This is a genomic window from Bordetella genomosp. 4, assembly GCF_002261185.1.
In the GTDB taxonomy this organism is placed as follows: domain Bacteria; phylum Pseudomonadota; class Gammaproteobacteria; order Burkholderiales; family Burkholderiaceae_B; genus Bordetella_A.
In genome coordinates this window covers 1-24127 of record NZ_NEVQ01000011.1, presented here as the reverse complement: position 1 = coordinate 24127, position 24127 = coordinate 1, and the positions used below count along the sequence as shown (strand labels likewise).

Below are 24127 nucleotides of genomic sequence, written 5' to 3'. Positions count from 1 at the left end.
AAATCGCCCTCTTTAAGGCCGACTTTACATGTACATTCCGCCGTTTACGTGCAGCGTTGTTCCCGTAATGTAACCTGCCTGCGGGCCGGACAAAAAGGCCACGGCATGCGCAACGTCTGCCGGCGAGCCTAAACGGCCCAGCGGAATCTGCTGCAACAGTGCCGCCGTCTGGGTTTCACCCAGAGCGCGAGTCATGTCGGTATCAATGAAGCCGGGCGCCACGCAATTGACGGTCACGTTGCGGCTGCCGAGCTCGCGTGCCAATGCACGCGACATCCCGGCAACACCGGCTTTGGCCGCCGCGTAGTTGGCCTGACCAGGGTTGCCGCTGGAGCCGACCACCGAGGTCACATTGATGATCCGGCCCCAACGGGCTTTCATCATGCCGCGCAATACGGCGCGCGACAGACGGAACACCGAAGCCAGGTTGGTATCGATCACCGCAGACCACTCCTCGTCCTTCATCCGCATGGCGAGGTTGTCGCGCGTGATGCCGGCGTTATTGACCAGGATGTGAGGGCCGCCCTCGGGCGCCTTGCTCAAGGTATCGATCAGCGCATCGCAAGCCTGCGCGTCCGTAACATCCAGCACGACGCCGCGCCCGCCCAGCGGAGCAAGTGCTTCGCCGATAGCCTGGGCGCCGGACTCGCTGGTGGCTGTGCCGACGACGATGGCGCCGCGCTGTGCCAGCTCTAGAGCAATGGCCTTGCCGATGCCGCGTGTGGCGCCAGTGACCAATGCCACCTTGCCCTGCAATTCTGCTGTTTGTTTTTCCATATCCGTTTCCGTAATGACTGGCGGTCAGTGCGCAAGATGCCGCGAACGGCCTCAGGCCTGTCCCAACGTCGCCAGAGCGGCCTCGAGAGAGGCCGGATCGGTGATTGAAAGCCCGACGAGCTCGCTGTCTATACGCTTGGTCAGCCCTGCCAGTACTTTACCGGGGCCGCATTCGACTACGTGAGTCACGCCTTGCGCTTTCATGGCGCGCAAGGTTTCTACCCAGCGCACAGGATGCCATGCCTGGCGCACCAGCGCATCCCGGATGGCGTCCGGCTCGCCAGGCGCAGCGACATCGACGTTGTTGATGACGGGCACCTGCGGCGCCAATACGGAGGCTTGCGACAACGCGCCGGCCAGCACATCGGCAGCGGGCTTTAGCAAGCTGGAGTGAAATGGCGCCGATACAGGCAACGGCAAGGCACGTTTGGCGCCGGCAGCCTTGGCAGCCTCGCAGGCACGTTCGACGGCGGCCTTGTGACCGGCAATCACGACTTGAGCAGGCGCATTGAAATTCACAGCTTCGACGATTTCACCCTGGGCCGCCTGAGCGCAAGCGGCACGCACAGCATCGTCATCCAGGCCCAGGATCGCGGCCATGCCTCCCGTGCCAACGGGCACAGCGGCTTGCATTGCATCGGCCCGCACACGCACCAGGCGCACGGCGTCTTCGAGAGTCAATGCACCGGCAGCCGTCAAGGCGGCATATTCGCCCAGGCTATGGCCGGCCATCAGCGCCGGCAGCGGACCGCCGGCAGCACGCCAGGCAGCGAATACGGCAACGCCTGCCGTCAACATGGCGGGCTGGGTATTGGTGGTCAGATTGAGCTGATCCGCAGGGCCTTGTGCGATCAAGGCACCGATATCCTGGCCGAGCGCCTGACCCGCGCGGGCAATGACATCAGCCACGGCCGCATTACCGGCCCAGGCATCGAGCATGCCGACCGACTGCGAACCCTGGCCAGGAAAGACAAACGCGATTTTCATGATGGAAGTATCAACAGATTTCAGATTTGGGAGAATACCCGACATCGGGCGACGACTGAGGTTGCCACCGCCCTCGCGGCGCCGGCAACTCCGGAACGTGCCGCACTACATGCGCGCCAGCACCGAGCCCCAGGTAAAACCGCCCCCCACGCCCTGCATCAACACCAGCTGACCCGGTTTGACTCGCCCATCACGGCGCGCAGCATCCAGCGCCAACGGAACGCTGGCGGCAGAAGTATTGGCATGGGAATCGACCGTAATGACGACCTTTTCAGTCGGCACGTGCAATTTACGAGCCAGGAAATTTAAAATACGGACGTTGGCCTGATGGGGAATGAGCCAGTCGACATCCGATACGTCCACGCCTGCCTCTGCACATACATCCCGGGCGGAGCGATCGAGTACCGTCACGGCTTGCTTGAACACGGCCTGGCCGTCCATGCGCAGGAACGGGTCGCCGACGACGCTGCCATAGGCGACGTTGCCCGCGGCGCACAGGATTTTGGTTTGAGAGCCATCGGCATGCAACTGAGCAGCCAGGATGCCCGGCTGATCCGAGGCCTTGAGAACCACCGCCCCCGCCCCATCGCCGAACAACACGCATGTACTGCGGTCGTTCCAGTCGAGGATGCTGGAAAACACCTCGGCGCCAATCACGAGCGCACAATGCGCCCGGCCTGCCCGCACAAAGGCATCGGCCGTACTGAGCGCATAAACAAACCCGCTGCAGACGGCCTGCACATCAAATGCGGCCCCGCCTTTAGCGCCCAGATTGGCCTGAACCAGACAGGCGGTGCTGGGAAAGACGAAATCCGGCGTCGACGTCGCGACGATGATCAGGTCGACATCCGCCGCTTGAACGCCCGCGTCCGCCAATGCACGCTTGGCAGCCTCGGTTGCCAAGTGGCTGGTAGTCACACCACGCTCGGCCAAGTGACGTTGGCGTATCCCCGTCCGCTCGACGATCCATTCGTCGGACGTGGAAATATTGCGCGTAGCCAGCTCGGCAGCCAGCTCGTCGTTGGAAACGACCCGCTCGGGCAGGAAACTGCCAGAGCCCGCGATCACGGCATATGTCATTGCATTACCCATCAAACGGTATCTCCGGCCGTTTCGGACGCGCCGGAGGCTGCTTCGCCCATCTGGACGCGCTGAGTGATCAGCGCCACGGCCTGGGCGGTACGTTCTTGCAGTTTACTCACCACGGCCTCGCGTGCACGCTGCAAGGCGAACCCGTATGCATACACGTCGGCCGAGCCGTGGCTTTTGATCACGACGCCACGCAAGCCCAGCAAGGCAGCCCCGTTGTAACGGCGATTGTCGACGCGGCCGCGCAGGCGATTGAGCACGGGTTTGGCGATGGCTCCGGCCAGCAGGGTGACCAAATTGCGCTTGAATTCCTCGCGGATCACGCTGGAGAGCATTTTCGCCAGCCCTTCGACGGACTTGAGTACGACATTGCCAACGAAACCGTCGCAAACCACCACATCGACGGTGCCCTTGAAAATATCGTTGCCCTCGACGTTTCCGTAGAAATTCAGCGGACTGCGCCGCAAAAGCTCGGCGGCTTCTTTGACGACCTCGTTGCCCTTGATGACTTCTTCGCCGATATTGAGCAAACCCACCGATGGGTTGTCTCGATGATCGACAGCCTGGGTCAACGCCGCACCCATGATGGCAAACTGCAACAGGTGTTGCGCCGAGCAATCGACGTTAGCCCCCAGATCGAGCACGGTCGTAGCCCGGCCGGTCTGGTTGGGAATGGACGTGGCAATCGCTGGACGATCGATGCCATCCAGGGTCTTTAGTACATAGCGCGAGATCGCCATCCACGCGCCGGTATTACCTGCCGACACGCAAGCGTCGGCACGCCCGTCCTTGACGGCTTGGGCCGCCAGGCGCATGGACGAATCTTTTTTACGACGCAACGCGACCTCGACTGGGTCGTCCATCGTGACGACCTCGGTCGCGGGGACGATTTCCAGGCGATCGCGCGGGGCGGCCTTGTGTTCGTTCAAAGCCGCTTCGATAGCGTCAGGCAGCCCGACCAGCAATAGCCTTGAATCGGGGAACTGCCGGGCGAACTCGATCGCGGCCGGAATCGTAACGGGCAGACCGAAGTCGCCGCCCATGCAGTCAATGGCGATACGTATCACAGGTGCAGTACAGCTGCTGCCGTGAGTGCGAAAGCGCTTTTACAGCGGCTTATTCGTCAGCCTTGGTCTTGAGGACCTTGCGGCCACGATAAAAGCCGTTGGGGCTGATGTGGTGACGCAGATGGTTTTCGCCAGTGGTGGGCTCGATCGCGGTGGGCGGGTTGACCAGAAAGTCGTGCGAGCGATGCATGCCACGCTTGGACGGGGACTTTTTGTTTTGTTGAACAGCCATGATGACTCCTAGAAACGGGGCGCATTGTACGCGATGCACGCCCGATGTTGACCTAATCTTTACGCTTTAATTGTTCGAGCACCGCGAACGGCGACGGACGCTGGGTGGCGGGCGCCTGCTGCGCGTCGCCGTCTTTGGCCTGTGCGCCCGGGCATACAGGATGCTTGGGCACATATGGAATACTCAAAATGAGCTCGTCTTCGACCTGGGCCAACAGATCAAAACGATGCGAACCCACAACCTTTTCGGGTAGCGAATCTGCAACATCCGGGTCTTGCGCATCAAAGGACAGATCGTCGTCGAGCTCGTCCTCGGACTTGACCAACTGCAATACTGCCTGGGAATCTACTGCAAAAGCAAACGGGGCATTGCATCGCTGACAAATCAGCACAGGATGCGCCTGCACATGCAAGCGCAAGAGCGGCTGACCGGACGCAAAGCCTGTTCCAATCACACCCTTGCCGATTTCGCCCTGGACCGACCACCGGACCAATCCCGCCTCGCCACTGGGCTGCTCGGGTAACCCCTCCACAGCCCGGGTCAAACGTACCAGTGGTATCTCGCCCTGAACAAAATCGCCTTGCCTCGCCAGCGCAAACGCATCGATCACAGTATCCGCCGACACGGACGCGCGCGGCGATGCCGCTTCTGCCCGTTGCTTGTCATTCATGCGAACTCCGTAACCCTGTCGTTTTAGCTGTGCTGCACGCATCGCAAAACATATTTTCGCGATAGCAGCGCAGACATCCCGCAGCGCCCGAAACCCGGGCGCCGTGCAAAAATCCCGCAAAACGTTAGATAATACCGTGACTTACGCCTAACCGTCAAACAACGCATGCCCATTTCCACACCTAGCCTGATCCTGGCTTCGAGCTCGCCATACCGCCGTGAACTGCTGTCCCGGTTGCGTCTGCCCTTTGAGGCAATTTCCCCAAATGTGGACGAAACTCCGCACGACAACGAGCCCCCTGCGGCACTGGCGCTGCGCCTATCTGTCGACAAAGCCATGGCCATAGCAAGCCAACGACCGGGTTGCATCGTCATCGGCTCTGATCAGGTCGCCACCATCGATGGCAATCCTATCGGAAAACCTGGTGATTTTAGCCGGGCCCAAGCCCAACTACGGATGCTGGCCGGACAAACGGTAGAGTTCCACAGCGCCCTGGCGGTCACCGATGGCCAGCGCGTGGAAAAAGCCGATGTCGTCACGCAATGCCGGTTTCGCGCCCTTTCGGATGCGGCCATCGACGCGTACCTGCGTGCCGAAGCTCCCTTTGACACGGCAGGCAGCGCCAAAGCGGAAAGCCTGGGAATTGCATTGATGGAATATATCCGCAGCGATGACCCTACCGCCATCATCGGTCTGCCCCTGATCACACTGACCAGCATGTTGGCCACCTTTGGCCTGGACCCACTGACGCACGCGCAACCCGCGGGGCAAGCAGCATGAGCGGCACGCTACACCTCATCCCTGTGGGACTGGGACCGGCGCGCCCCGAGCGTTGGTTACCGGCGGACGCCCGGGCCCTGGCCGGTAGCCTGGACACCTATATCGCCGAAAACGCCAAAACCGCGCGGGCGTTTCTCAAACAGATCGGCACGGTACGGCCGCTGCAGGAAATCACCATCCACACCCTCAGCCCCAAAACGGATGCGGGCCAGATACAACAGTGGCTAGCCCCCGTGCGCCAAGGACAGGACATCGGCCTCGTATCGGAGGCCGGCTGCCCTGCCGTCGCGGACCCCGGCGCCACGGTGGTCGCCGCGGCGCACCGACTCGGCATACCGGTGCGCCCCTGGGTCGGCCCTTCGTCGATTCTGCTGGGCTTGATGGCGAGCGGACTGGACGGTCAACGCTTTGCATTTCATGGCTACGCCCCTGTCGACCCGGGCGAACGCGCCAAGCAACTGAAAGCCTGGGAGCAGCACTCCGCCCGCCATCACCAGACCCAACTGCTGATCGAAACCCCGTACCGCAACGCCGCCATGTTCGCGACCCTGCTCTCCACACTGCGCGGCGACACGCGGCTATGCGTCGCCCGATCTCTGACGACAGACGAGGAATGGGTGCGCACCTACAGCATCGCCGACTGGAAAAAACAGCCCGCGCCAGAACTGGACAAACAGCCGACCTTATTCCTGTATCTTGCTCAGCGCGCGTAAACTCGTCCCAGGGGACGACCGACGGCCCTGCTACCCGTAACCATCGCCGCTTGCTCAACGCACGTACGTCCGCCCTATGCCGATATCCCTAGGTTCCCGCCACGCACGCCCTCGACTCCATATGGGACTGATGTGGGCGAGTGCGGCACTCGCCTTGGCGGGCTGTGCAGGGCCCCAGCCCGTGCCCACCCGCCTGGACGTCGACGATTCGATCAAAGCCGTCAGCCATGACAGCCGGGTGCGGTATATCGTGCTGCACTACACCTCGACGGACACCGAGAACTCGCTGAGGCTATTGGCACAGGGCAAAGTCAGTACCCATTACCTGATCACGGACGACACGCGCCCCCGCATCTATCGCCTGGTCGACGAAACCCAGAGCGCCTGGCACGCTGGTGAAAGCCGGTGGTACAACCAGGTGTCGCTGAACCCCGTGTCCATCGGCATCGAGCTGGTCAATATCGGCCGTACCGACCTGGCACGCGGGCAGACCCGTTGGGCGCCCTATTCCGAACACCAGATCCAGACTTTGATTCTGCTGTTAAAAGATCTGACCAAACGGTACGGCATCCGTGCGGAAAACGTGGTGGGACACAGTGATATCGCCCCGCAGCGCAAAACCGACCCCGGTCCGTTGTTTCCATGGAAGCGACTGGCCGAGGCTGGCATCGGGCGTTGGTACAACGAGGCGCAGGCTGCGACGAACTGGGTCACTCTGCAACGCCAAGGCACACCCGACGTGGCCTGGTTCCAGGAACGGCTGGCCAAATTAGGCTACGCCTGCCCCCAGCACGGCCGACTCGATCGCGAGACCCAGAACGTGCTGTCGGCCTTTCAGATGCACTATCGTCCCAGCAACTACGACGGCAAACCCGACGCGGAAACGGGGGCCATCATCATGGCGCTACTTGAGCCGCAGCGCTAGGCGCCAGCCCAGTAACACCGCCAGGATCGCGCCGTAGATCAGGGGTTGCTCAAAATCATTCTTGCCGGACTTGTGCCACCACAGATGCACAACGGCCAGGATGCCTATCAGATACACCAGTCGATGCAGCGTTTGCCATCGCCGGCCTAACTTGCGGATAGCCCACTGCGTCGAGGTGAGCGCCAACGCGGTCATGCACACGAACGCCGCAAAGCCGGCCGTGATGAAGGGCCGCTCCCATACGTCTTGCAGCATCGCCCCGACATCCAGACCACGATCCCACCATACCCAGGCGACGAAGTGCAAAGCGCCGTAGAAAAAGGCAAACAGCCCACAGGGCCGGCGCAAGCGCACCAGCGCCGGTTGCCTGAGCAAGCGGCGCAAAGGCGTGATCGACAGCGTGACCAGCAGACACACCAGCGCCCACGTGCCTGACGAACGCGTCAAAAACTCAATCGGATTGGCGGTCAGGCCATCGTTGAACCCGAGCCAGAACCAGCGCGCAAATGGCAACAAGCCCGCTATAAATAAGAGCGGCTTGAATCGCGCCACCGCTGCCGCGGACCATTGCGCCCGACGCGCAGCGGGCTCAGCCATGGATGCAGTGCCTTTAGTCATAGACACCCATTTTGCCGTCAATAGTTCGCCGCCAAATCCATCCCCTGATACAACGAGGCGACCTGGTCGGCATAACCGTTAAACAACAGTGTCTTGCGCTTGGGCGTGAAAAAACCGCCCTCGCCGATCCGCCGCTCGGTCGCCTGGCTCCAGCGCGGGTGAGGCACATCGGGGTTCACGTTGGCATAAAAGCCATATTCGTTGGCAGCCGCCTGCATCCACGAGCTCGTCGGCTGACGCTCGACCAGACGAATACGCACAATCGATTTGGCCGACTTGAAGCCATATTTCCAGGGTACGGCCAGGCGCATTGGTGCGCCGTTTTGATTCGGCAGGACTTTTCCGTATAAGCCAAAGACCAGCAACGCCAACGGATGCATGGCTTCGTCCAGCCTCAGCGCTTCGACATAGGGCCATTCCAGGACGGGATAACGCAATCCGGGCATATTTTCCCGCTGCTCGACCGTGGTGAACTCTACATATTTGGCATTACCTGTAGGCTCGACCTGTTTGAGCAAGGTCGACAGCGAATACCCAACCCACGGTATCACCATGGACCATCCCTCGACACAGCGCAGGCGATAGACGCGATCCTCGAGAGGGGCCAGTTTCAGCAAGGTATCGATATCAAAGGTTTGCGGACGCAGCACCTCGCCCTCGACCGACACCGTCCAGGGGCGGGTTTGCAGCTTGTCCGCATATTTTGCCGGCTCGTCTTTGTCGACGCCGAACTCGTAGTAGTTGTTGTACGTGGTGACGTCTTTCCATTCGGTCGGCTTGTCCATGACCGAATAGGCGGGGTTTGGCCGGCCTGGCAATTCGGCGCCGCTCTGGGCAAACGCGCTGCGCGATGCCCAGGCCGGCAAACCCGCGGCCGCTGCCGCCATGGCAGCGCGTGCCATCCATTCGCGACGCGACTGCCAAACCGCCTCGGGCGTGATTTCGGACGATGCGGGCTCGTGACGGGGCTTACGTATCAGCATGACCAGATCTCCTGGCGTCGTTCCACACGACGCGACAGATGACAACAGACTAACCACCACTGCAAGCAAACGGCGCCAGGATGCGCGTCAGACCCCGATCAAGCCCCTACGCGAGACAATAGCCACTCTCGCAAGGCAGGCACGGTATCGACTACAGCCTGGGGCGTACACCCCAGCAACTCTTGTGGGCTATGAGCACCATAGGCGACCCCCAGACCATGCACGCCGGCATTAGCCGCCATATTCAAGTCATGCGAGGTGTCGCCCACCATGATCACGCGTTCGGGTTCGACATCCAATTCCTGCATGAGTTCATGCAACATAGCCGGGTGCGGTTTGCTGAATGTTTCGTCGGCCGTGCGCGTCGCATCAAAGATATCGCGCAAGCCAGTAGCGGCCAACACACGATTGAGCCCGACGCGGCTTTTCCCGGTCGCAACGGCCAAGCGAATTTTCTGGTTGGCCAGCTCGCCCAGCAGAGGCTCGATCCCCTCGAATAACTGCAAATCGGGGTCGCGCAATAAATAATGAATACGATAACGCTCGAGGAATCGCGGCAACATGGCCTGGGTCAACTCGGGCACCGCCCGACGCAAGGCGCTTTCCAGCGACAAGCCAATCACCCAACTGGCCTCCGAGGCGGACGGCACGGGCAGATCCAGATCGCGGCACGCGCCCTGAATGGCGGAAACAATGCCGTTGGTGGAATCCATCAAGGTTCCGTCCCAGTCGAACACCACCAGCGAATACGACGACATGGTTATTGATTCTCCAACTGCTGCAACAGCTTACGGCAGACTGGCGGCAATTCGGCCGTCAACCTGAGGATCTCGCCGGTCAAGGGATGCGGCAAAGTCAATTGATGGGCATGCAGAAACATGCGATTAAAGCCCTGACGGGCAAATTGTGCCCTCGTCTCATCCGTCCCGTATTTATCGTCGCCAATAATCGGGAAACCGCTGGCCGCCAAGTGCACACGGATTTGATGCGTACGCCCACTGCGCAGTTCCGCATCGACCAGACTGTAACGGCCGAAGCGTTGCCGCAGCGTGACGATGGTATGGGCAGATTGTCCGTCAGGATCGGGGCGCACACGGCGCTCGCCGGACTGCGTGGTCCATTTAGTCAGCGCCAGCCGAATATGCTGGCGGTCATTGACCCAGTCCCCCTCGACCAGGGCGAGGTAATGCTTGTCGCCTTTGCCTTCGCGCAGCATGGCGTGCAGCGCCAAAAGCGCGCTGCGCTTCTTGGCCACCATCAGCAAGCCGGACGTTTCACGATCCAGGCGATGCACCAATTCCAGGAAGCGCGCCTGAGGCCGGGCCGCCCGCAATTGCTCGATGACGCCGAATGAGACGCCGCTGCCCCCGTGGACCGCTACGCCAGCGGGCTTGTCGATGACAAGTAAAGCATCGTCCTCGAACACCACGGGGAATTCGCTCCCCGGAACTGGCCTGGCCTCACCCGCCGCCGGCAACCGCAGCGGCGGTACGCGGACCAGATCTCCGGCTACGACACGGTAGTCCGCCTGAATGCGTCCCTTATTTACTCGGACCTCCCCGCCACGGATCGCCTTGTAGATATGGCTTTTGGGCACCCCCTTGCACAGGCGGAGCAGAAAATTATCGATACGCTGGCCGTCGTGCTCCGCGTCCACCTCGACAAGGCGGACAGCGGGTGCAGACGAGGTCGAGACAGGGGTTTCTTTGCGCATTACGGAAAGCGACATATAATCGGGACAGCCTTGAGGGGCTGAACATCGGGGGCTGAACAACGGGGCTGAACAAGCCGCCCGGCGTAGAGATGCAACAACGCGTCTCCGTCGAGCGCGCGGGCCGTCATTGTACCGCTGCCTGCTGGTTCAGCTCCGGGGCCTCTCGGTCGCCGGCGCAACCGCGCTCTGCCGGACGGTGGTGTGGCACTTTTTGCCCGCCGTCCTGGCTGAGTCGTTGCATGCCGCAAGCGGCTCTGAAGCACTGCAAGAATCATCGCGTAATTTAAAGCACCAGGTGCGCGCAGGCTGATCGTTCGCCGCATCTGTCGTTCACAGCAACCCTTTCCGTCAACCACTTAGTGAAACTGACTCCCCTGCTGACAGAACCCCGTGCCCTCTGGCACGATGTGCCCGCCTGACCGGCGGCGGTCTTGCCTGGGCGCAGCCCGGCGGCCGTTTGACGTTTGATTTTCTTGCCCTGCTTCAGTCCGCAGCCCGAGTGGCCCGGGGTCACGCGCCGATATCGGCGCGTCATGACAACGGAGAACACCACTCATGAAGCGCATGCTGTTCAATGCAACGCACCAGGAAGAACTGCGCGTTGCCATCGTCGATGGGCAAAAACTCATCGACCTCGACATCGAAACCGCCGGCCGCGAACAGCGCAAAGGCAACATTTATAAAGGCGTCATCACCCGCATCGAACCCGGCCTGGAGGCCTGCTTCGTCAACTACGGCGAAGACCGCCACGGCTTTTTGCCCTTCAAGGAAGTCGCCCGCAGTTACTTCAAAGAAGGCGTCGACGTTCGCAGCGCCCGGATCCAGGACGCCCTGCGCGAAGGCCAGGAACTGATCGTTCAGGTCGAAAAAGAAGAACGCGGCAACAAGGGCGCCGCCCTGACCACCTTCATCTCGCTGGCCGGCCGTTATCTGGTCCTGATGCCCAACAACCCGCGCGGTGGCGGCGTTTCCCGCCGCGTCGAAGGCGAAGACCGCCAAGAGCTGCGCGATACGATGGAGCAACTGCAAGTGCCGCAAGGCATGAGCATCATCGCCCGCACCGCCGGTATCGGCCGCAATGTCGACGAGCTCCAATGGGACCTGTCCTATTTGATGCAGCTCTGGACGGCGATTGATTCGGCCGCCCGCGACAACGCCGCCCCCATCCTGATTTATCTCGAGTCCAGCCTGGTCATCCGGGCCATCCGCGACTATTTCTCGCCCGAAATCGGCGAAATCCTGATCGATACCGACGAGATCGCCGACCAGGCCACCGCCTTTATGAGCGTGGTGATGCCGGACAACGTCCAGCGCGTCAAACGCTACCGCGACGACATTCCGCTGTTCTCGCGTTTCCAGATCGAACACCAGATCGAAACCGCCTACTCGCGTACGGTGCAGTTGCCCTCAGGCGGCGCCGTCGTGATCGACCATACCGAGGCCTTGGTCGCGGTGGACGTGAACTCGGCGCGTTCGACCCGGGGCGCGGATATCGAAGAAACCGCGCTGCGCACCAACGTCGAAGCCGCCGACGAAGTCGCCCGCCAGTTGCGCCTGCGCGACCTGGGTGGCCTGATCGTCATCGACTTTATCGATATGGAGGACAGCAAGAACCAGCGCGCCGTCGAACAGCGCCTGCGTGATGCTCTGCATTTCGACCGTGCCCGCGTGCAAATGGGCAAGATCTCGCGCTTTGGCCTGATGGAGCTGTCGCGCCAGCGACTGCGTCCCGCCCTGAACGAAGGCTCGCACATCACTTGCCCGCGCTGCAACGGCACTGGCGTGATCCGCGACGCAGAATCCAGCGCGCTGCATGTGCTGCGCCTGCTGCAAGAAGAAGCAATGAAGGAAAACACCGCGGCGGTCCACGCCCAGGTGCCGGTCGACGTGGCCACCTTCCTGCTCAACGAAAAGCGTTCCGACATCACCAAGATGGAGGCCCGCCTCAAGGTCAATCTGGTGCTGATCCCCAACAAGCACCTGGAAACCCCGCACCACCATATCGAGCGCCTGCGTCACGACGATCCGCGCCTCGAAGAAGTCAAAACCAGTTTCGAGCTGGCCGAGGCCCCGTCGACCGACGTGACATGGGCCCCGAAAGACCAAGAAATCAAGGCGCGTCCCGAAGCCTTGGTCAAGGGCATCACGCCCTCGCAGCCCGCTCCCGTGTCGACGCCCGCCGCGGCGCCTGCTGCGGCATCGTCCGGCTTCAGCCTGGGCGGCCTGTTCAAACGCCTGTTTGGCTGGCTGAGCGGCAGCTCGACCCCGGCTCCGACCGAAACGAAAGACGAACCGAAGCGTGGCAACCAGGCTCGCGGCAAACGCGGCCAGGACGGCCAGGAACGCCGTGGCGACCGCCAGGGCTCGGATCGCAACCGCCAACGCCGTAACAACGACGCTCGCCAAGGCACGGACGCCAGCGAGGCCTCCGAAGGCGCAGCCCGCCATCACGTGCGCGGCAATCGCCGTCATGACGACCGTGCAGACCGCCCGGCCCGTGCCGAGCGCGACAATGCTCGCGTAGAAGCCGAGTCCACTGCACGCGCAGAACGCGCCGATCGTGACAACGCCCGTCAGGATCGCGCTCAGGGCTCTGACGTCTCGGCAGATGAAGCACCTCGCGGCAACCGTAATCGCCGCGGCCGTGGCCGCAACCGTCGCGACGACAGCAACCAGCAAGACGTCTCCTTGAACGATCAGGACAACGCGCTGGCAGCCGGTGCAGCCGTTGCCACGGGCGCCGTCGCTGCGGCTGACCAAGCCATCGCAGCCAACACGCAACGCGTGGCCGACGCAGCTCAAGCTCCGAAGGTGACCGTCCCCGAAAGTGCAACGGACGCCGTCGTAACGGACAGCCAAGGGATCGAGGCCGCCACCGAAGGTAGCGATACCGAAGGCACGGGAGATCCGGAACGCAAGCGCCGCCGCCGCCGCAGCCGTCGTGGCCGTCGCAGCCAAGAGGATCAGGCCCTGCAGAGCGCCGACGATCAAGGTAACGACCAAGCCGATCCCGTTGAATCCTCGGAAGCACTGGCTACGCAAGCCTCGTCTGCGGCTGACGCCGCCACGGCAGCAGCCGACGCCGCTCAGGCCGTGACTGCAACGCAAGACGTACCATCCGCCGCTCAACCGGCTCCGCAGGCTACGGCTCCGTCGGAATCCGCCGTGCAGCCGCTGACCGCAGCGACAGCAGCCGCGGCTGCTGCAACGGCAGCAGCCGCTGCAACGACCGCGGCAGCCGCTGCTGCCGTGCGCAACGTCGCCGCTGCCGAGACGGCCAAACCCGTTGACATCGCCCCCGGCTCCGCGGACCGCGCGGCGACTGCGGAGCAACTGGAGACGACCGAACCTGCCACGGCGAACGTAGCACCGGCTCAACCAGCTGTGGCACGCGAAACCGCGGTTACCGCAGCAGCAGACCAAGCCGGAACGACCGAAGCGCCCGTCCAAACGACGCCGGCCAAGGTGGAGTCCGCTACCGCCGCACCATCGACGGAGCCCGACACGACGACGCCGATTCCCACCGCTCCTGTGGCAAGCGTGTCGACAGCGACCGAAGCCGCTGTGACCTCGGCGCCTTCGACACCGGCCCCCGTCCAGGAGCCTGTGAGCCCTGAAGCAGCTTCCGCCGCGTCCGAGTCTGTCGCCCCGGTGACGGCCCCGGCAGCCATCGCGGATACGACTGCAACAGAGACTCTCGCCAGCGCCGCTGTTCCCCAGGCCCCGACAGCCACCTCGGCATCCGCGGCGAGCGAAGCCGCTGCAACGCCCGCTCCGGCGGCCGCTGCGCCCGTCGTCGCTCAAGCCCCTGCTACGGCTGCTGCCGCAACGTCGGCGGCTTCGCAGCCCATCGTCGTACCGGCAGCACCTGCTACGTCGTCGACCCAGTCTTTGCACGACGTCGTGCACGCAGCGGGTCTGAAATGGGTGGAAACCGATCCGGAGCGCCATGCGCAAACGCAGCAACGCATCGCTGCCGGCCATGTCCCGGTCCGTCTAGGCCGCGAACGCAAGCCGGTAGCACCGGTCTCCAACGCCCCCTTGGTGCAAGTAGAAACGCAGCGCCAGTAAACCAGCGTCACGCGAGGCCCAAAACGCCGGCAGCAATGCCGGCGTTTTTTATTGCTGACCGCCATCAGCTCATTCGGAAACGACGCAAAAAAACAAAACCCCGGCCGAGGCCGGGGTCGCGTTATCAGGTCCGTCGCGGCATAGCCCGCACAGACGGCGGCAAGCGCGTTGAACGAGGCAGGGAACTACCCTGCTTCACCAAACATCAGAACTGATACGTGTATGTCAACTGCAAGATGTCCAGACCCGGGTTCGGGCGTTTGATGCTGGCATTGGAAAAGTGCGAATAACGCAGACCCAAGCGGTTGTTCGGCGTGACCAGGAAGCCCAAGCCGAGGTGATCGCCAAATTGGTATGCGGTACTGATATTCTCGTCGGCAAATCTGGTGTGCGTGAATACTGTCGCGCCAATACCAGCCTCGACATAGAAACGATCGCTCATCCACCAACGGAACATCGGAATCGCATTGAATTGCCAGACGTGGCTGGGATTACGCGAACCATTGGCAGACCAATAGGCCGCGCCGAATTCGCCGTTCAGCGCAATATGACCCCAATTACCGCCAAATCGATACAGCTCGAGGGAGGGGGTTTCATAGACCAACTCGGCGCGCGAATAATGGTCGCCCACGCCATAATGCAGGCCAATGCCGCCCTGGCTTTGAGCCTGGGCCGAGCACGCCAGGCCAGCTAACGACAAGGCAGCCGCAGCTGCCAGCATGTTTTTATTATTGAAACTCAGCATGAAAGCTCCTGAATGGGGTGCGCCGATTAAGTTATCAGAAATTCGGCAATTGGCTGCAGTCTATGTATGACCCAGACAACAGTTCTCTAGGAAAATCCGACATCTCGTGGTGAATACCGGGCGCATTCCTGCTCAATATGGAAATATCGCCCAGGCATCTCGCGCCACCAGCAGCACCTATCTCGCACAAACAAAGCGTCAAGCGGCGACGACGTCTGCGGGCTGATCCGTGAGCAGCGCCAACAGACGGGCGATTTCCTCGCGCAACTGGCGCCGGTCGACCACCATGTCGATGGCGCCCTTTTGCAACAAGAACTCGGCTCGCTGAAAACCCTCGGGCAGTTTCTCGCGGACGGTCTGCTCGATCACGCGCGGACCGGCAAAACCGATCAACGCCTTGGGTTCTGCAATAACGACATCGCCCATAAAGGCAAAACTGGCCGATACGCCGCCCATGGTCGGGTCGGTCAAGACACTGATGAATGGCAACCCCGCCGCCGACAGACGCGTCAACATGGCGTTGGTCTTGGCCATCTGCATCAGGGACAGCAGACTTTCCTGCATCCGTGCGCCGCCCGAGGCCGCCACACAAACAAACGGGGTCTTGTTGTCCAGCGCCGCCTGGGCGCCGCGCGCAAAGCGCTCGCCCACGACCGAGCCCATCGAGCCGCCCATGAACTCAAACTCAAAGCAAGCCACCACTGCCGGCACGCCGCGAATGGCGCCGCTCATGACGACCAGCGCATCAGTCTCGCCGGTTTGCTTCATGGCCTCTTGGACACGCTCAGGATATTTGCGCGTGTCTTTGAATTTGAGCGAGTCTACCGAACGCGTGGTCTGGCCGATCTCGACCCGCCCTTCGACGTCCAGCAAGGAATCGAGACGTGCACGCGAGCCAATGCGCATGTGATGGTCGCACTTGGGGCACACATGCAGGTTGGCAGCGAGGTCTTCGCTGTAGAGCACTGACTCGCAAGACGGACATTTGACCCAGAGGCCTTCGGGCACGCGGCGTGCACCGGTGTCATTCGTCTTGTTGATACGAGGAGGCAGGAGTTTATCAATCCAGCTCATTGTCTTTTTCCATGAGGAAACCGCGCGCCGGCCTCAGGCCGGCGCGCGGTCTCGTTTGACTTGGTCGAGTGCCTGACGGATACCGGCCAGCCACTGGCTGGCGGCGGTAACGGCAGACTCGGTCTGTTGGCCGGCGGGCGCAGAGGCAACCGCCTGTTCCAGGGTTTCGATCAGTTTGGAACCGATGACCACAGCGTCGGCCTTGCGGGCGATACGCTGGGCACTCTCCGCATCGCGAATGCCGAAGCCCACCCCCACCGGAATGCGAACGTGCTGCTTGATCAACGCCACGCGTTCGGCCACATCATCTGTGTTCAGGCTGCCTGCCCCTGTCACGCCCTTGAGCGAAACATAGTAAACATAGCCACGCGCGACACGCGCCACGGCTTTGATGCGTTCCTCGGTCGACGTCGGCGCCAACAGGAAAATCGGCGCGACGTTGCAGGCCTCGAGTTGGCCGGCAAAGGCATCGACCTCTTCGGGGGGATAATCGACGACCAGTACGCCATCGACACCGGCAGCCTGAGCGGCTTGGGCAAAAGCCTGCTGGCCCATGCGTTCGATCGGATTGGCGTAGCCCATCAACACAACCGGCGTCTCGGCATCATCGCGCCTAAATTCGGCAACCAGTTCCAGGGTCCGGCGCAGTCCCACACCTTGGGCAATTGCGCGCTCAGCAGCACGTTGGATCACTGGCCCATCGGCCATGGGATCGGAAAACGGTACGCCCAACTCGATGACGTCGGCCCCCGCTTTCGTCAGGGCATGCATCAGAGGCACTGTGGCGCTGGGTGAAGGATCGCCCGCGGCAATATAGGGAATCAACGCAGCGGCGCGGCCGGATTCGGCCACACGGGAAAATGCTGCTGCGATACGGTCGGTTCGGCTAGTCATGGTGTCAGAACTGAATGCCCGCGCGCTCTGCGACGGTGTGCATGTCTTTGTCGCCACGGCCCGACAAATTGACCAGAATGATTTTGTCTTTCGAGAGCGTAGGCGCCATTTTCACGGCCTGCGCAATGGCGTGCGAGGACTCCAGCGCCGGCATGATGCCTTCAATGCGGCAGCAATCATGGAACGCCGCCAAGGCCTCGTCGTCGGTAATTCCGACATACTCGGCACGGCCGCTGTCTTTCAGCCAGGCATGCTCGGGGCCGACGCCCGGATAATCCAGGCCCGCCGAGACAGAATGCGTGTCCAGGATCTGGCCGTCTTCGTTCTGAATAATGTACGTGCGGTTGCCGTGCAATACCCCGACCTGCCCTGCAGCCAGCGATGCCGCATGACGGCCCGTTTCCATGCCGTCACCGGCCGCCTCGACGCCAATCAGCTTGACGTCTTCGTAGGGAATATAGGGATGGAAAATGCCCATGGCATTCGAACCACCGCCCACCGAGGCCAGCACGTAGTCCGGCTGGCGGCCAGCGTCCTGAGGCATTTGTTGCAGGCATTCGTTGCCGATTACCGTCTGGAAATCACGCACCATGCGCGGATAGGGATCAGGCCCTGCCACCGTGCCGATGATGTAGAACGTGTTTTCAATGTTGGTCACCCAGTCGCGCATGGCTTCGTTCAGGGCGTCTTTCAGTGTGCGCGACCCCGACTCGACCGGCACGACGGTCGCGCCCAGGAGTTTCATGCGATAGACGTTGGAAGCCTGGCGCCGGACGTCCTCGCTGCCCATGTACACGACGCATTCCATGCCGTAGCGGGCCGCGACGGTGGCCGTCGCCACGCCGTGCTGGCCGGCGCCGGTCTCGGCGATGACGCGCGGCTTGCCCATGCGGCGAGCCAAGAGCGCCTGACCAATGCAATTATTGACCTTATGGGCGCCGGTATGGTTGAGATCCTCGCGTTTGAACCAGATCTGCGCGCCGCCCAGCTCGCGCGACCAGCGCTCAGCATGGTAGACCGGGCTGGGGCGTCCGACAAAGTGCTTGAGCTCGTAGTTGAACGCCTCAATGAACGCAGGATCGACGCGGCAGCTGTCGTACGCCGCACGCAGCTCGTCGAGCGCATGCATCAGCGTTTCAGCTACGAACACGCCGCCATAGGGGCCAAAATGGCCCTGGGCATCCGGAAGATCGTAAGAATTCACCAAGTTTCTCCTGGGCAGGAGGCGAACACCGCATTCGCCGCTCAACCCGCTTCGCAACCCATTATTTTACCCGAGCGCACCATAGACGCCGAAACGATGGAGACCTGCCCGCCATCGAGGGCGCGATAGCGTCCGTACGCGGGCGGGCTGCTTCGGCAGAATTGCCCATCCCAGCGTCCGGCCAGTACCCCTCAGCGGGCGGAAATTGTCAACCGCGCCTGCTCGTGGCCGAGCCACGCGGATCGGAACCATGGCAGGCCGAGCCGTCAATCACGCCCGCGTCGCCACAATCACCGCTGTGCAGGCTAAGCCAGCGATTGTCCCAAACGACGCAGGAAATTCTCGCAGGCGGCCAACTGGTCCAACGCTACGAACTCATCCGGCTTATGGGCCTGCTCGATATGTCCGGGACCGCAGACCACCGTGGGAATCCCCAACCCTTGAAACAGGCCGGCCTCGGTGCCATAGGCAACCTTGCGCGTGGCACGGTCATCAGTCAGCGCACGCACCAGTTGCGTAATTGCTGCCGCCTCGGAAGCATCCAGCCCGGGAGCCTGGGCACCCGACTGAATGTCAATACGAGCCCCGTCAAACTCCGCACGCATGGCGGGCAGGAGCGTGTCTTGCACATAGCGTTCGATTTCAGCCTGAATCTCGTCAGCCGGGGTGCCCGGCAAATTGCGAAACTCATAGGAAAACTCGCAACGCTCCGGAATCGTGTTCACGGCAATCCCGCCCTGAATCAGATTGGTCGTCAGCGTGGAATACGGCACGTCGTAAAACTCATCGTACGGGCCTTTGGCCTTGAAGGCGTCGGCCACCTCGCGAATCCGGCAAATCAATCGGGCCGCGTATTCGATAGCATTGCAACCGCGCGGGGTCAACGAAGAATGTGCGGCCTTGCCCTGAACGCAGCAGCGAAACAGATTGATCCCTTTGTGCGCCACCACGACCTGCATTCCAGTGGGTTCGCCCACCACACACCCATCGGGCCGAATACCGCGATCGCGCAGCTCCGCCAACATGACGGGAGCACCTACGCAGCCGACTTCTTCGTCATAGGAAAACGCCAGATGAATGGGTTTTTTGCGCGGCATGGCCAGGAACTCGGGCACCAGCGCCAGCGACGCAGCGATAAAACCTTTCATATCGCAGGTGCCGCGGCCGTACACCAGGCCGTTGGATTCCGACAGCGTGAAAGGATCGGTAGACCAATTTTGTCCGTCTACCGGCACCACATCAGTATGCCCCGACAGCACAATGCCCCCCTGCTCGCCTCCGTCACTGGCCGGTAAAGTGGCAAAGAGATTGGCCTTGCTGCCATCGCTGTTATGCGCCAACCACGCTTGCACCCCTTGCGCCTTGAGGTTGTCCCTCACGGTTTCGATCAAACCCAGATTCGAATTGCGGCTGGTGGTATCGATCCCCACCAAGGTTTCAAGCCAAGTGCGCGTATCCATGTGATGGCCCTTCATGTGTAAAGCATCAGTGTAGGCCAGAAATCGAAGATTTCCAGCCGGCCGCCCGGCCCGCGCCTAACATCGAACTGCAGAACTGACTCCGGACACCTCGGACAGTGCAGCCAATGCCTTGTTCAACGACTCGCCGCCGCGCACCTCGACCGTGAAAATCATGTGCGCCAATGACTGGCGGCTTTGCGTATTCACGCCCACCACATTCAGCCTGAGACGCGCAAACACCTCGGACAGATCCCTGAGAAGCCCGGAGCGATCACGGGCGTGCACGCTGATATCCACGGGATAAAACGTCTCGGAAGTGTCGCCCCAGGCGACGTCGATGATCCGCTCCGGTTCGCGTTCGGCCAACGCCTGATAACTACGGCAACCCTTGCGATGAATCGACACGCCGCGCCCACGGGTCACGAACCCGGCGATCTCGTCCGGCGGCGCCGGGCGGCAGCAGCGCGCCAACTGCGTGAGCAGCGACCCCACGCCTACGACCAGCACCCCGCTTTTCCCGCTGCGGGCCGCGCTATCCGCACTATGCGCATGAGCCAGATCCGCCGCGTCGGGCTCGGCCTCAGGCGTGGGCTCCTGAAATACCGCATCGATCTGGCGCAGACTGAATTCCTCTTTTGCTGCGGCCACATACAGGTCGTCGGCCCGCGCAAACCCCAGACTCTGCGCCAATTGTTCCAGATTGACCGCCGTCTTGCCCAGGCGCTGCAATTCCTTTTCCACCAACGCCTGGCCGGTATTGATGCGCTGCTGCAGCTCAATGGCGTTGAACCACATGCGCACTTTGGCGCGCGAGCGCGGGCTGGCCAGAAAGCCCAACTGCGGATTCAGCCAATCGCGTGACGGGCCGCCGGATTTGGCAGAAATAATCTCCACCGTCTGGCCCGTCGCCAAACGCGTCTGCAACGGCACCATCTGGCCATCAACGCGTGCGCCTCGGCAGCGATGCCCCAGATCGGTATGCAAATGATAGGCAAAGTCCACGGGCGTCGCTCCCTCGGGCAATTCGATCACGCGAGCCTGTGGAGTCAGCACGTAAATACGCTCGTCGCGCACCCGATTGGCCAGGCCAGGCGTTTGAGCGCCACGCGCGTTACCGCCCGCGCCTGCCTGCGGGTTCTGTATAGCCGAGGCTTGATTGGCGTCGCCTGCCTCGATATCGGTATTCCAGGCCAACAATTGCCGCATCCACGACAACTGCCGGTCATAATCGCTGGACGCCGAGACTTGGCCGCCCTTGGCTCCTGCCTCTTTATAGCGCCAGTGCGCCGCCATCCCATATTCGGCAAACTGATGCATCTCGCGGGTGCGGATCTGCACCTCGAACGGCCGGCCGTCATCGTCCGTCACCACCGTATGCAGTGAACGATAACCGTTAGGCTTGGGGCGCGAAATGTAGTCGTCGAATTCCTCGGACAGCGGCGTCCACATATCGTGGATCATACCCAGTGCCGTATAGCAATCGCGCACATCGTCCACGATCACACGCAACGCCCGCAGGTCATAGAGTTGTGAAAACTCCAGCCCTTTCAGGCGCATCTTGTTCCAGATACTGTAAATATGCTTGGGCCGCCCGCTCACGTCGGCGGTGATGCCGGCCTTGGCCAACGCCGACTGCAAACGCTCGATCGCCGCCTCGATAAAGGCCTCGCGTTCGACCCGTTTTTCTTCGAGAAGCTTTGCGATTTGCTTATAACGATCGGGCTCGAGAAAACGGAACGACAAATCCTCCATTTCCCATTTGACCTGCCAAATGCCCAGGCGATTGGCCAGCGGCGCATACAGATCCATGGTTTCTCGCGCGAACGCCACCGAACAGGGTTCTTTCGAGGCGGCATGCCACCGTAAAGTCTGCAACCGCGAGGCCAGGCGCATCAGCACAATGCGCAAGTCGGCGGCCATGGCCAGCAGCATTTTGCGCTGCATTTCTTTTTGGTCGCCGGTGTCGGCTTCGCTGTCGCTCGCGTGACGGGCCACCAGCCCCAGACGCAACAGCGCACGCGCCCCTTGTACGAGACGGGCGACCTCAGGGCCGAACTCGGTTGCCAGCGGATCATTGCGCAAAGGCGGAGCCGGCGCCGACAAATCGGCAGGCAACGCTGCCACCAGCGCCGCAATACGTGTTGCGACATCCGTCTGCAGCCCTGCCAAAATGCGCACCACGCCCGCCCCGTGAGCAGCCAGGGGCTCACCGGACACAGCGCGCTGATCAGCGAACTGAGGCAAGGCCCAAGCGACGGCATGCTCGATGCGCGCGGACGCGTCGGCGTCAAGGCCGGCCCCAGCCATCTGGTGCCACGCGTCGTCAAAAGGCGAGAACGCATCAGAATCAGGAATCACGGACATCGCAAACGAAACGGACCAGCAAGCTAAGAAGCGGAAATTTCCTACACTCTACACTAAGCCCAGCCGTGGTGACGGCTCTCCCACGCGGTAGATAAGGAATTTTGACTCATGTTGCGATGGCTCAAAGGCCGGGGCGCAGCCGCCTCGGCAGTCGCCCAGATGCAAGCTCGCATTACGCCAGAACTGTGGCGCGACGTTCTGCAAGCCTATCCCTTCCTGGCAACGCTCGGTGCCGAAGAAGCCGAACAGTTGCAAGCGCGCGCGGCCTGGCTTCTGGCCAGCAAGACCATGAACGGGGCACGCGGCCAGATGCTCAGCGACTTCATGCGCTTGTCTATTGCCGCCCAGGCCGCCCTGCCTATTTTGAATTTATCGCCCACCCTCTACGAAGGCTGGGACGAAATCATTGTCTACCCTGAAGGTTTCAGCATCCCTCGCGTCCACCAGGACGATGCCGGCGTCGTCCACGAATACGACGAAGAAGCCGCGGGCGAGGCCTGGGAAGGAGGCCCCGTCATCCTTTCCTGGGCGGACACCTTGCCTGGCGACACAGCCTTTAACGTCATCATTCACGAGTTCGCCCATAAACTGGACCTCTCCTCGGGGGACGCTGATGGCATTCCCGATCTGAGCGCTCATCCCGGCCTGTCCCAGCGCACTTGGCGCCGTATCCTGAGCAGCAGCCTGGACCAGTTCACCGTCGCCCTGGACACGATCGAGGCCGCCATCCCCGGCGACATCGATCCCGAAAGCGAAGCAGCTGCTCCCTGGTACAGCCAACTGCCCCTGGATCCCTACGCCGCCACCGACGAGGCGGAATTCTTCGCCGTCAGTTCCGAGCATTTTTTCGTCGATCCCGCGCCGTTGGCCCTGGCCTTGCCTGATTGGTACGAATTGCTGCGGGCTTACTATCGCCAAGACCCGTTAGCGCGGGCGACACAAGGGGAACCCCAATCGCCTGACGCGCGCACTGAGCAGCCCGGACGTTCCTGATACCAGACCATTCGCCTTTCATTTCATAGAGCGCCCGCTATCGCTACACACAGAGCCCTGCCATGAAACACCTCCTCATCATCTGGCATTCCCGTACTGGCTATGCCGAACAAATGGCCCGGGCGTTGGCACGTGGCGCCGGGGGCGCCGCCCAGGCGCTGGAACAAGCCGCAAGCTTGCAAGTACATCTCCAACGTGCACAGGACACGTCCCCTGACGATCTGCTCAATGCAGACGGATATCTATTCTGCGCCCCTGAAAACCTCGCCAGCCTCACGGGCGAAATGAAGGAATGCCTGGACCGCTGCTACTACGGTGTCCTCGACCATATCCAAGGCCGTCCCTACGCGGCTGCCGTCAGCGCCGGCACGGACGGCACAGGCGCCGCACGCCAACTCGAACGCATCTGCACCGGCTGGCGCCTGAGGGCCATCGCGCCGCCCCTCATAGAACGCAACGGCGCCCAGACGCCGTCAGCCATCCTGGCCCCCAAGACCGTGCCTCAAGACGCACTCTCCCGCTGCGAAGAACTCGGCGGCTTGCTGGCGGCTACTTTGCTGGCGGGCGAACTTTGATCGGCATGCTGGGAGTCAAGAGGCGCAGATGAGGGGCTGCGGTCGGGGGAGAAGTTGAGTATTTATGGACGTCGATGCGGGGCAGTGGCTGCGTGGGGGCTTCACGTTGGCGGTCCGGCGCGCGGGCGCCGGACACCGCGTTCGCTCACCTCGTCCGGCCCGTTCGGGCCTACCTACGGTGTCCGCTCCGCT

22 protein-coding genes are annotated in these 24127 nt (G+C 62.0%); 6 read left to right on the top strand and 16 right to left on the bottom strand.

The annotated features are described in order from the left end of the window. Nucleotides 1-24 precede the first annotated feature (24 nt). From fabG to CAL20_RS07570, 6 genes are all read right to left on the bottom strand, one after another. Nucleotides 25-777 (bottom strand): 3-oxoacyl-ACP reductase FabG, encoded by a 753-nt coding sequence (fabG, locus tag CAL20_RS07595; protein WP_094820230.1) that lies wholly within the window; start codon nt 775-777, stop codon nt 25-27. Between the two features lie 51 nt (nt 778-828). Next, nucleotides 829-1764, bottom strand: coding sequence for an ACP S-malonyltransferase (gene fabD, locus CAL20_RS07590; protein WP_094820229.1), 936 nt, complete (start codon nt 1762-1764; stop codon nt 829-831). A gap of 105 nt (nt 1765-1869) precedes the next feature. Next, nucleotides 1870-2856, bottom strand: a complete 987-nt coding sequence (locus CAL20_RS07585; protein WP_094820228.1) for a beta-ketoacyl-ACP synthase III — start codon at nt 2854-2856, stop codon at nt 1870-1872. Continuing rightward, nucleotides 2856-3920 carry a phosphate acyltransferase PlsX gene (plsX, locus tag CAL20_RS07580; protein ID WP_094820227.1) on the bottom strand — a complete coding sequence of 355 codons (1065 nt, stop codon included), beginning with the start codon at nt 3918-3920 and terminating at the stop codon, nt 2856-2858. Before plsX ends, CAL20_RS07585 begins: the two co-directional genes overlap by 1 nt. Before the next feature lie 49 nt (nt 3921-3969). After that, nucleotides 3970-4152, bottom strand: coding sequence for a 50S ribosomal protein L32 (gene rpmF, locus CAL20_RS07575; RefSeq protein ID WP_094820226.1), 183 nt, complete (start codon nt 4150-4152; stop codon nt 3970-3972). Nucleotides 4153-4204: 52 nt separating this feature from the next. Next, entirely contained in the window at nt 4205-4822 is a 618-nt protein-coding gene (locus CAL20_RS07570) for a YceD family protein (RefSeq protein WP_094837540.1), read from the bottom strand. A gap of 165 nt (nt 4823-4987) precedes the next feature. On the opposite strand from CAL20_RS07570, the gene CAL20_RS07565 reads away from it, so the two are divergent. The 3 genes from CAL20_RS07565 (at nt 4988) to CAL20_RS07555 (ending at nt 7240) form a co-directional block, all read left to right on the top strand. Continuing rightward, on the top strand, nt 4988-5602 hold the full coding sequence (locus CAL20_RS07565) for a Maf family nucleotide pyrophosphatase (protein WP_094820224.1): 615 nt from the start codon (nt 4988-4990) through the stop codon (nt 5600-5602). After that, on the top strand, nt 5599-6315 hold the full coding sequence (locus tag CAL20_RS07560) for an SAM-dependent methyltransferase (protein WP_094820223.1): 717 nt from the start codon (nt 5599-5601) through the stop codon (nt 6313-6315). The genes CAL20_RS07565 and CAL20_RS07560 overlap by 4 nt, the downstream gene beginning before the upstream one ends. 127 nt (nt 6316-6442) lie before the next feature. Further along, nucleotides 6443-7240, top strand: coding sequence for an N-acetylmuramoyl-L-alanine amidase (locus tag CAL20_RS07555; protein ID WP_373558283.1), 798 nt, complete (start codon nt 6443-6445; stop codon nt 7238-7240). On the opposite strand, the gene msrQ is transcribed toward CAL20_RS07555, so the two are convergent. The 4 genes from msrQ to CAL20_RS07535 form a co-directional block, all read right to left on the bottom strand. Continuing rightward, nucleotides 7220-7837: a protein-methionine-sulfoxide reductase heme-binding subunit MsrQ gene (gene msrQ / locus CAL20_RS07550; RefSeq protein WP_094820222.1), complete on the bottom strand. Its 618-nt coding sequence runs from the start codon at nt 7835-7837 to the stop codon at nt 7220-7222. The two genes, CAL20_RS07555 and msrQ, sit on opposite strands and share 21 nt — an antisense overlap. Nucleotides 7838-7875: 38 nt before the next feature. Next, nucleotides 7876-8841 (bottom strand): protein-methionine-sulfoxide reductase catalytic subunit MsrP, encoded by a 966-nt coding sequence (gene msrP / locus CAL20_RS07545; protein ID WP_094820221.1) that lies wholly within the window; start codon nt 8839-8841, stop codon nt 7876-7878. A 98-nt stretch (nt 8842-8939) separates the two neighbouring features. Beyond that, nucleotides 8940-9599 (bottom strand): HAD family hydrolase, encoded by a 660-nt coding sequence (locus tag CAL20_RS07540; RefSeq protein WP_094820220.1) that lies wholly within the window; start codon nt 9597-9599, stop codon nt 8940-8942. A gap of 2 nt (nt 9600-9601) precedes the next feature. After that, on the bottom strand, nt 9602-10570 hold the full coding sequence (locus tag CAL20_RS07535) for an RluA family pseudouridine synthase (RefSeq protein WP_094837539.1): 969 nt from the start codon (nt 10568-10570) through the stop codon (nt 9602-9604). A 540-nt stretch (nt 10571-11110) separates the two neighbouring features. On the opposite strand from CAL20_RS07535, the gene CAL20_RS07530 reads away from it, so the two are divergent. After that, nucleotides 11111-14626, top strand: a complete 3516-nt coding sequence (locus CAL20_RS07530) for an Rne/Rng family ribonuclease (RefSeq protein WP_094837538.1) — start codon at nt 11111-11113, stop codon at nt 14624-14626. Between the two features lie 205 nt (nt 14627-14831). Here CAL20_RS07530 and CAL20_RS07525 read toward each other — a convergent pair whose 3' ends face one another. The 6 genes from CAL20_RS07525 to CAL20_RS07500 all read right to left on the bottom strand — a co-directional run bounded on the left by CAL20_RS07525 (nt 14832) and on the right by CAL20_RS07500 (nt 22367). After that, complete coding sequence (locus tag CAL20_RS07525; protein ID WP_094820217.1) at nt 14832-15371, bottom strand: acyloxyacyl hydrolase; 540 nt, start codon at nt 15369-15371, stop codon at nt 14832-14834. A 198-nt stretch (nt 15372-15569) separates the two neighbouring features. Next, nucleotides 15570-16445 (bottom strand): acetyl-CoA carboxylase, carboxyltransferase subunit beta, encoded by an 876-nt coding sequence (gene accD, locus CAL20_RS07520; protein ID WP_094820216.1) that lies wholly within the window; start codon nt 16443-16445, stop codon nt 15570-15572. A gap of 33 nt (nt 16446-16478) precedes the next feature. Further along, the gene (gene trpA, locus CAL20_RS07515) at nt 16479-17339 is read right to left on the bottom strand and encodes a tryptophan synthase subunit alpha (protein WP_094837537.1); all 861 of its coding nucleotides are present in this window, start codon (nt 17337-17339) and stop codon (nt 16479-16481) included. A 4-nt stretch (nt 17340-17343) separates the two neighbouring features. After that, the gene (gene trpB, locus CAL20_RS07510) at nt 17344-18543 is read right to left on the bottom strand and encodes a tryptophan synthase subunit beta (protein WP_094837536.1); all 1200 of its coding nucleotides are present in this window, start codon (nt 18541-18543) and stop codon (nt 17344-17346) included. Nucleotides 18544-18848: 305 nt separating this feature from the next. Beyond that, the gene (gene argE, locus CAL20_RS07505) at nt 18849-20003 is read right to left on the bottom strand and encodes an acetylornithine deacetylase (RefSeq protein ID WP_094837580.1); all 1155 of its coding nucleotides are present in this window, start codon (nt 20001-20003) and stop codon (nt 18849-18851) included. 75 nt (nt 20004-20078) lie between these two features. Next, entirely contained in the window at nt 20079-22367 is a 2289-nt protein-coding gene (locus CAL20_RS07500) for a RelA/SpoT family protein (protein WP_094837535.1), read from the bottom strand. A gap of 108 nt (nt 22368-22475) precedes the next feature. On the opposite strand from CAL20_RS07500, the gene CAL20_RS07495 reads away from it, so the two are divergent. Both CAL20_RS07495 and CAL20_RS07490 read left to right on the top strand, forming a co-directional pair. Next, the gene (locus CAL20_RS07495) at nt 22476-23360 is read left to right on the top strand and encodes a zinc-dependent peptidase (protein WP_094820212.1); all 885 of its coding nucleotides are present in this window, start codon (nt 22476-22478) and stop codon (nt 23358-23360) included. Nucleotides 23361-23422: 62 nt separating this feature from the next. Beyond that, nucleotides 23423-23935 carry a flavodoxin family protein gene (locus CAL20_RS07490; RefSeq protein ID WP_094820211.1) on the top strand — a complete coding sequence of 171 codons (513 nt, stop codon included), beginning with the start codon at nt 23423-23425 and terminating at the stop codon, nt 23933-23935. Nucleotides 23936-24127: the final 192 nt, after the last annotated feature.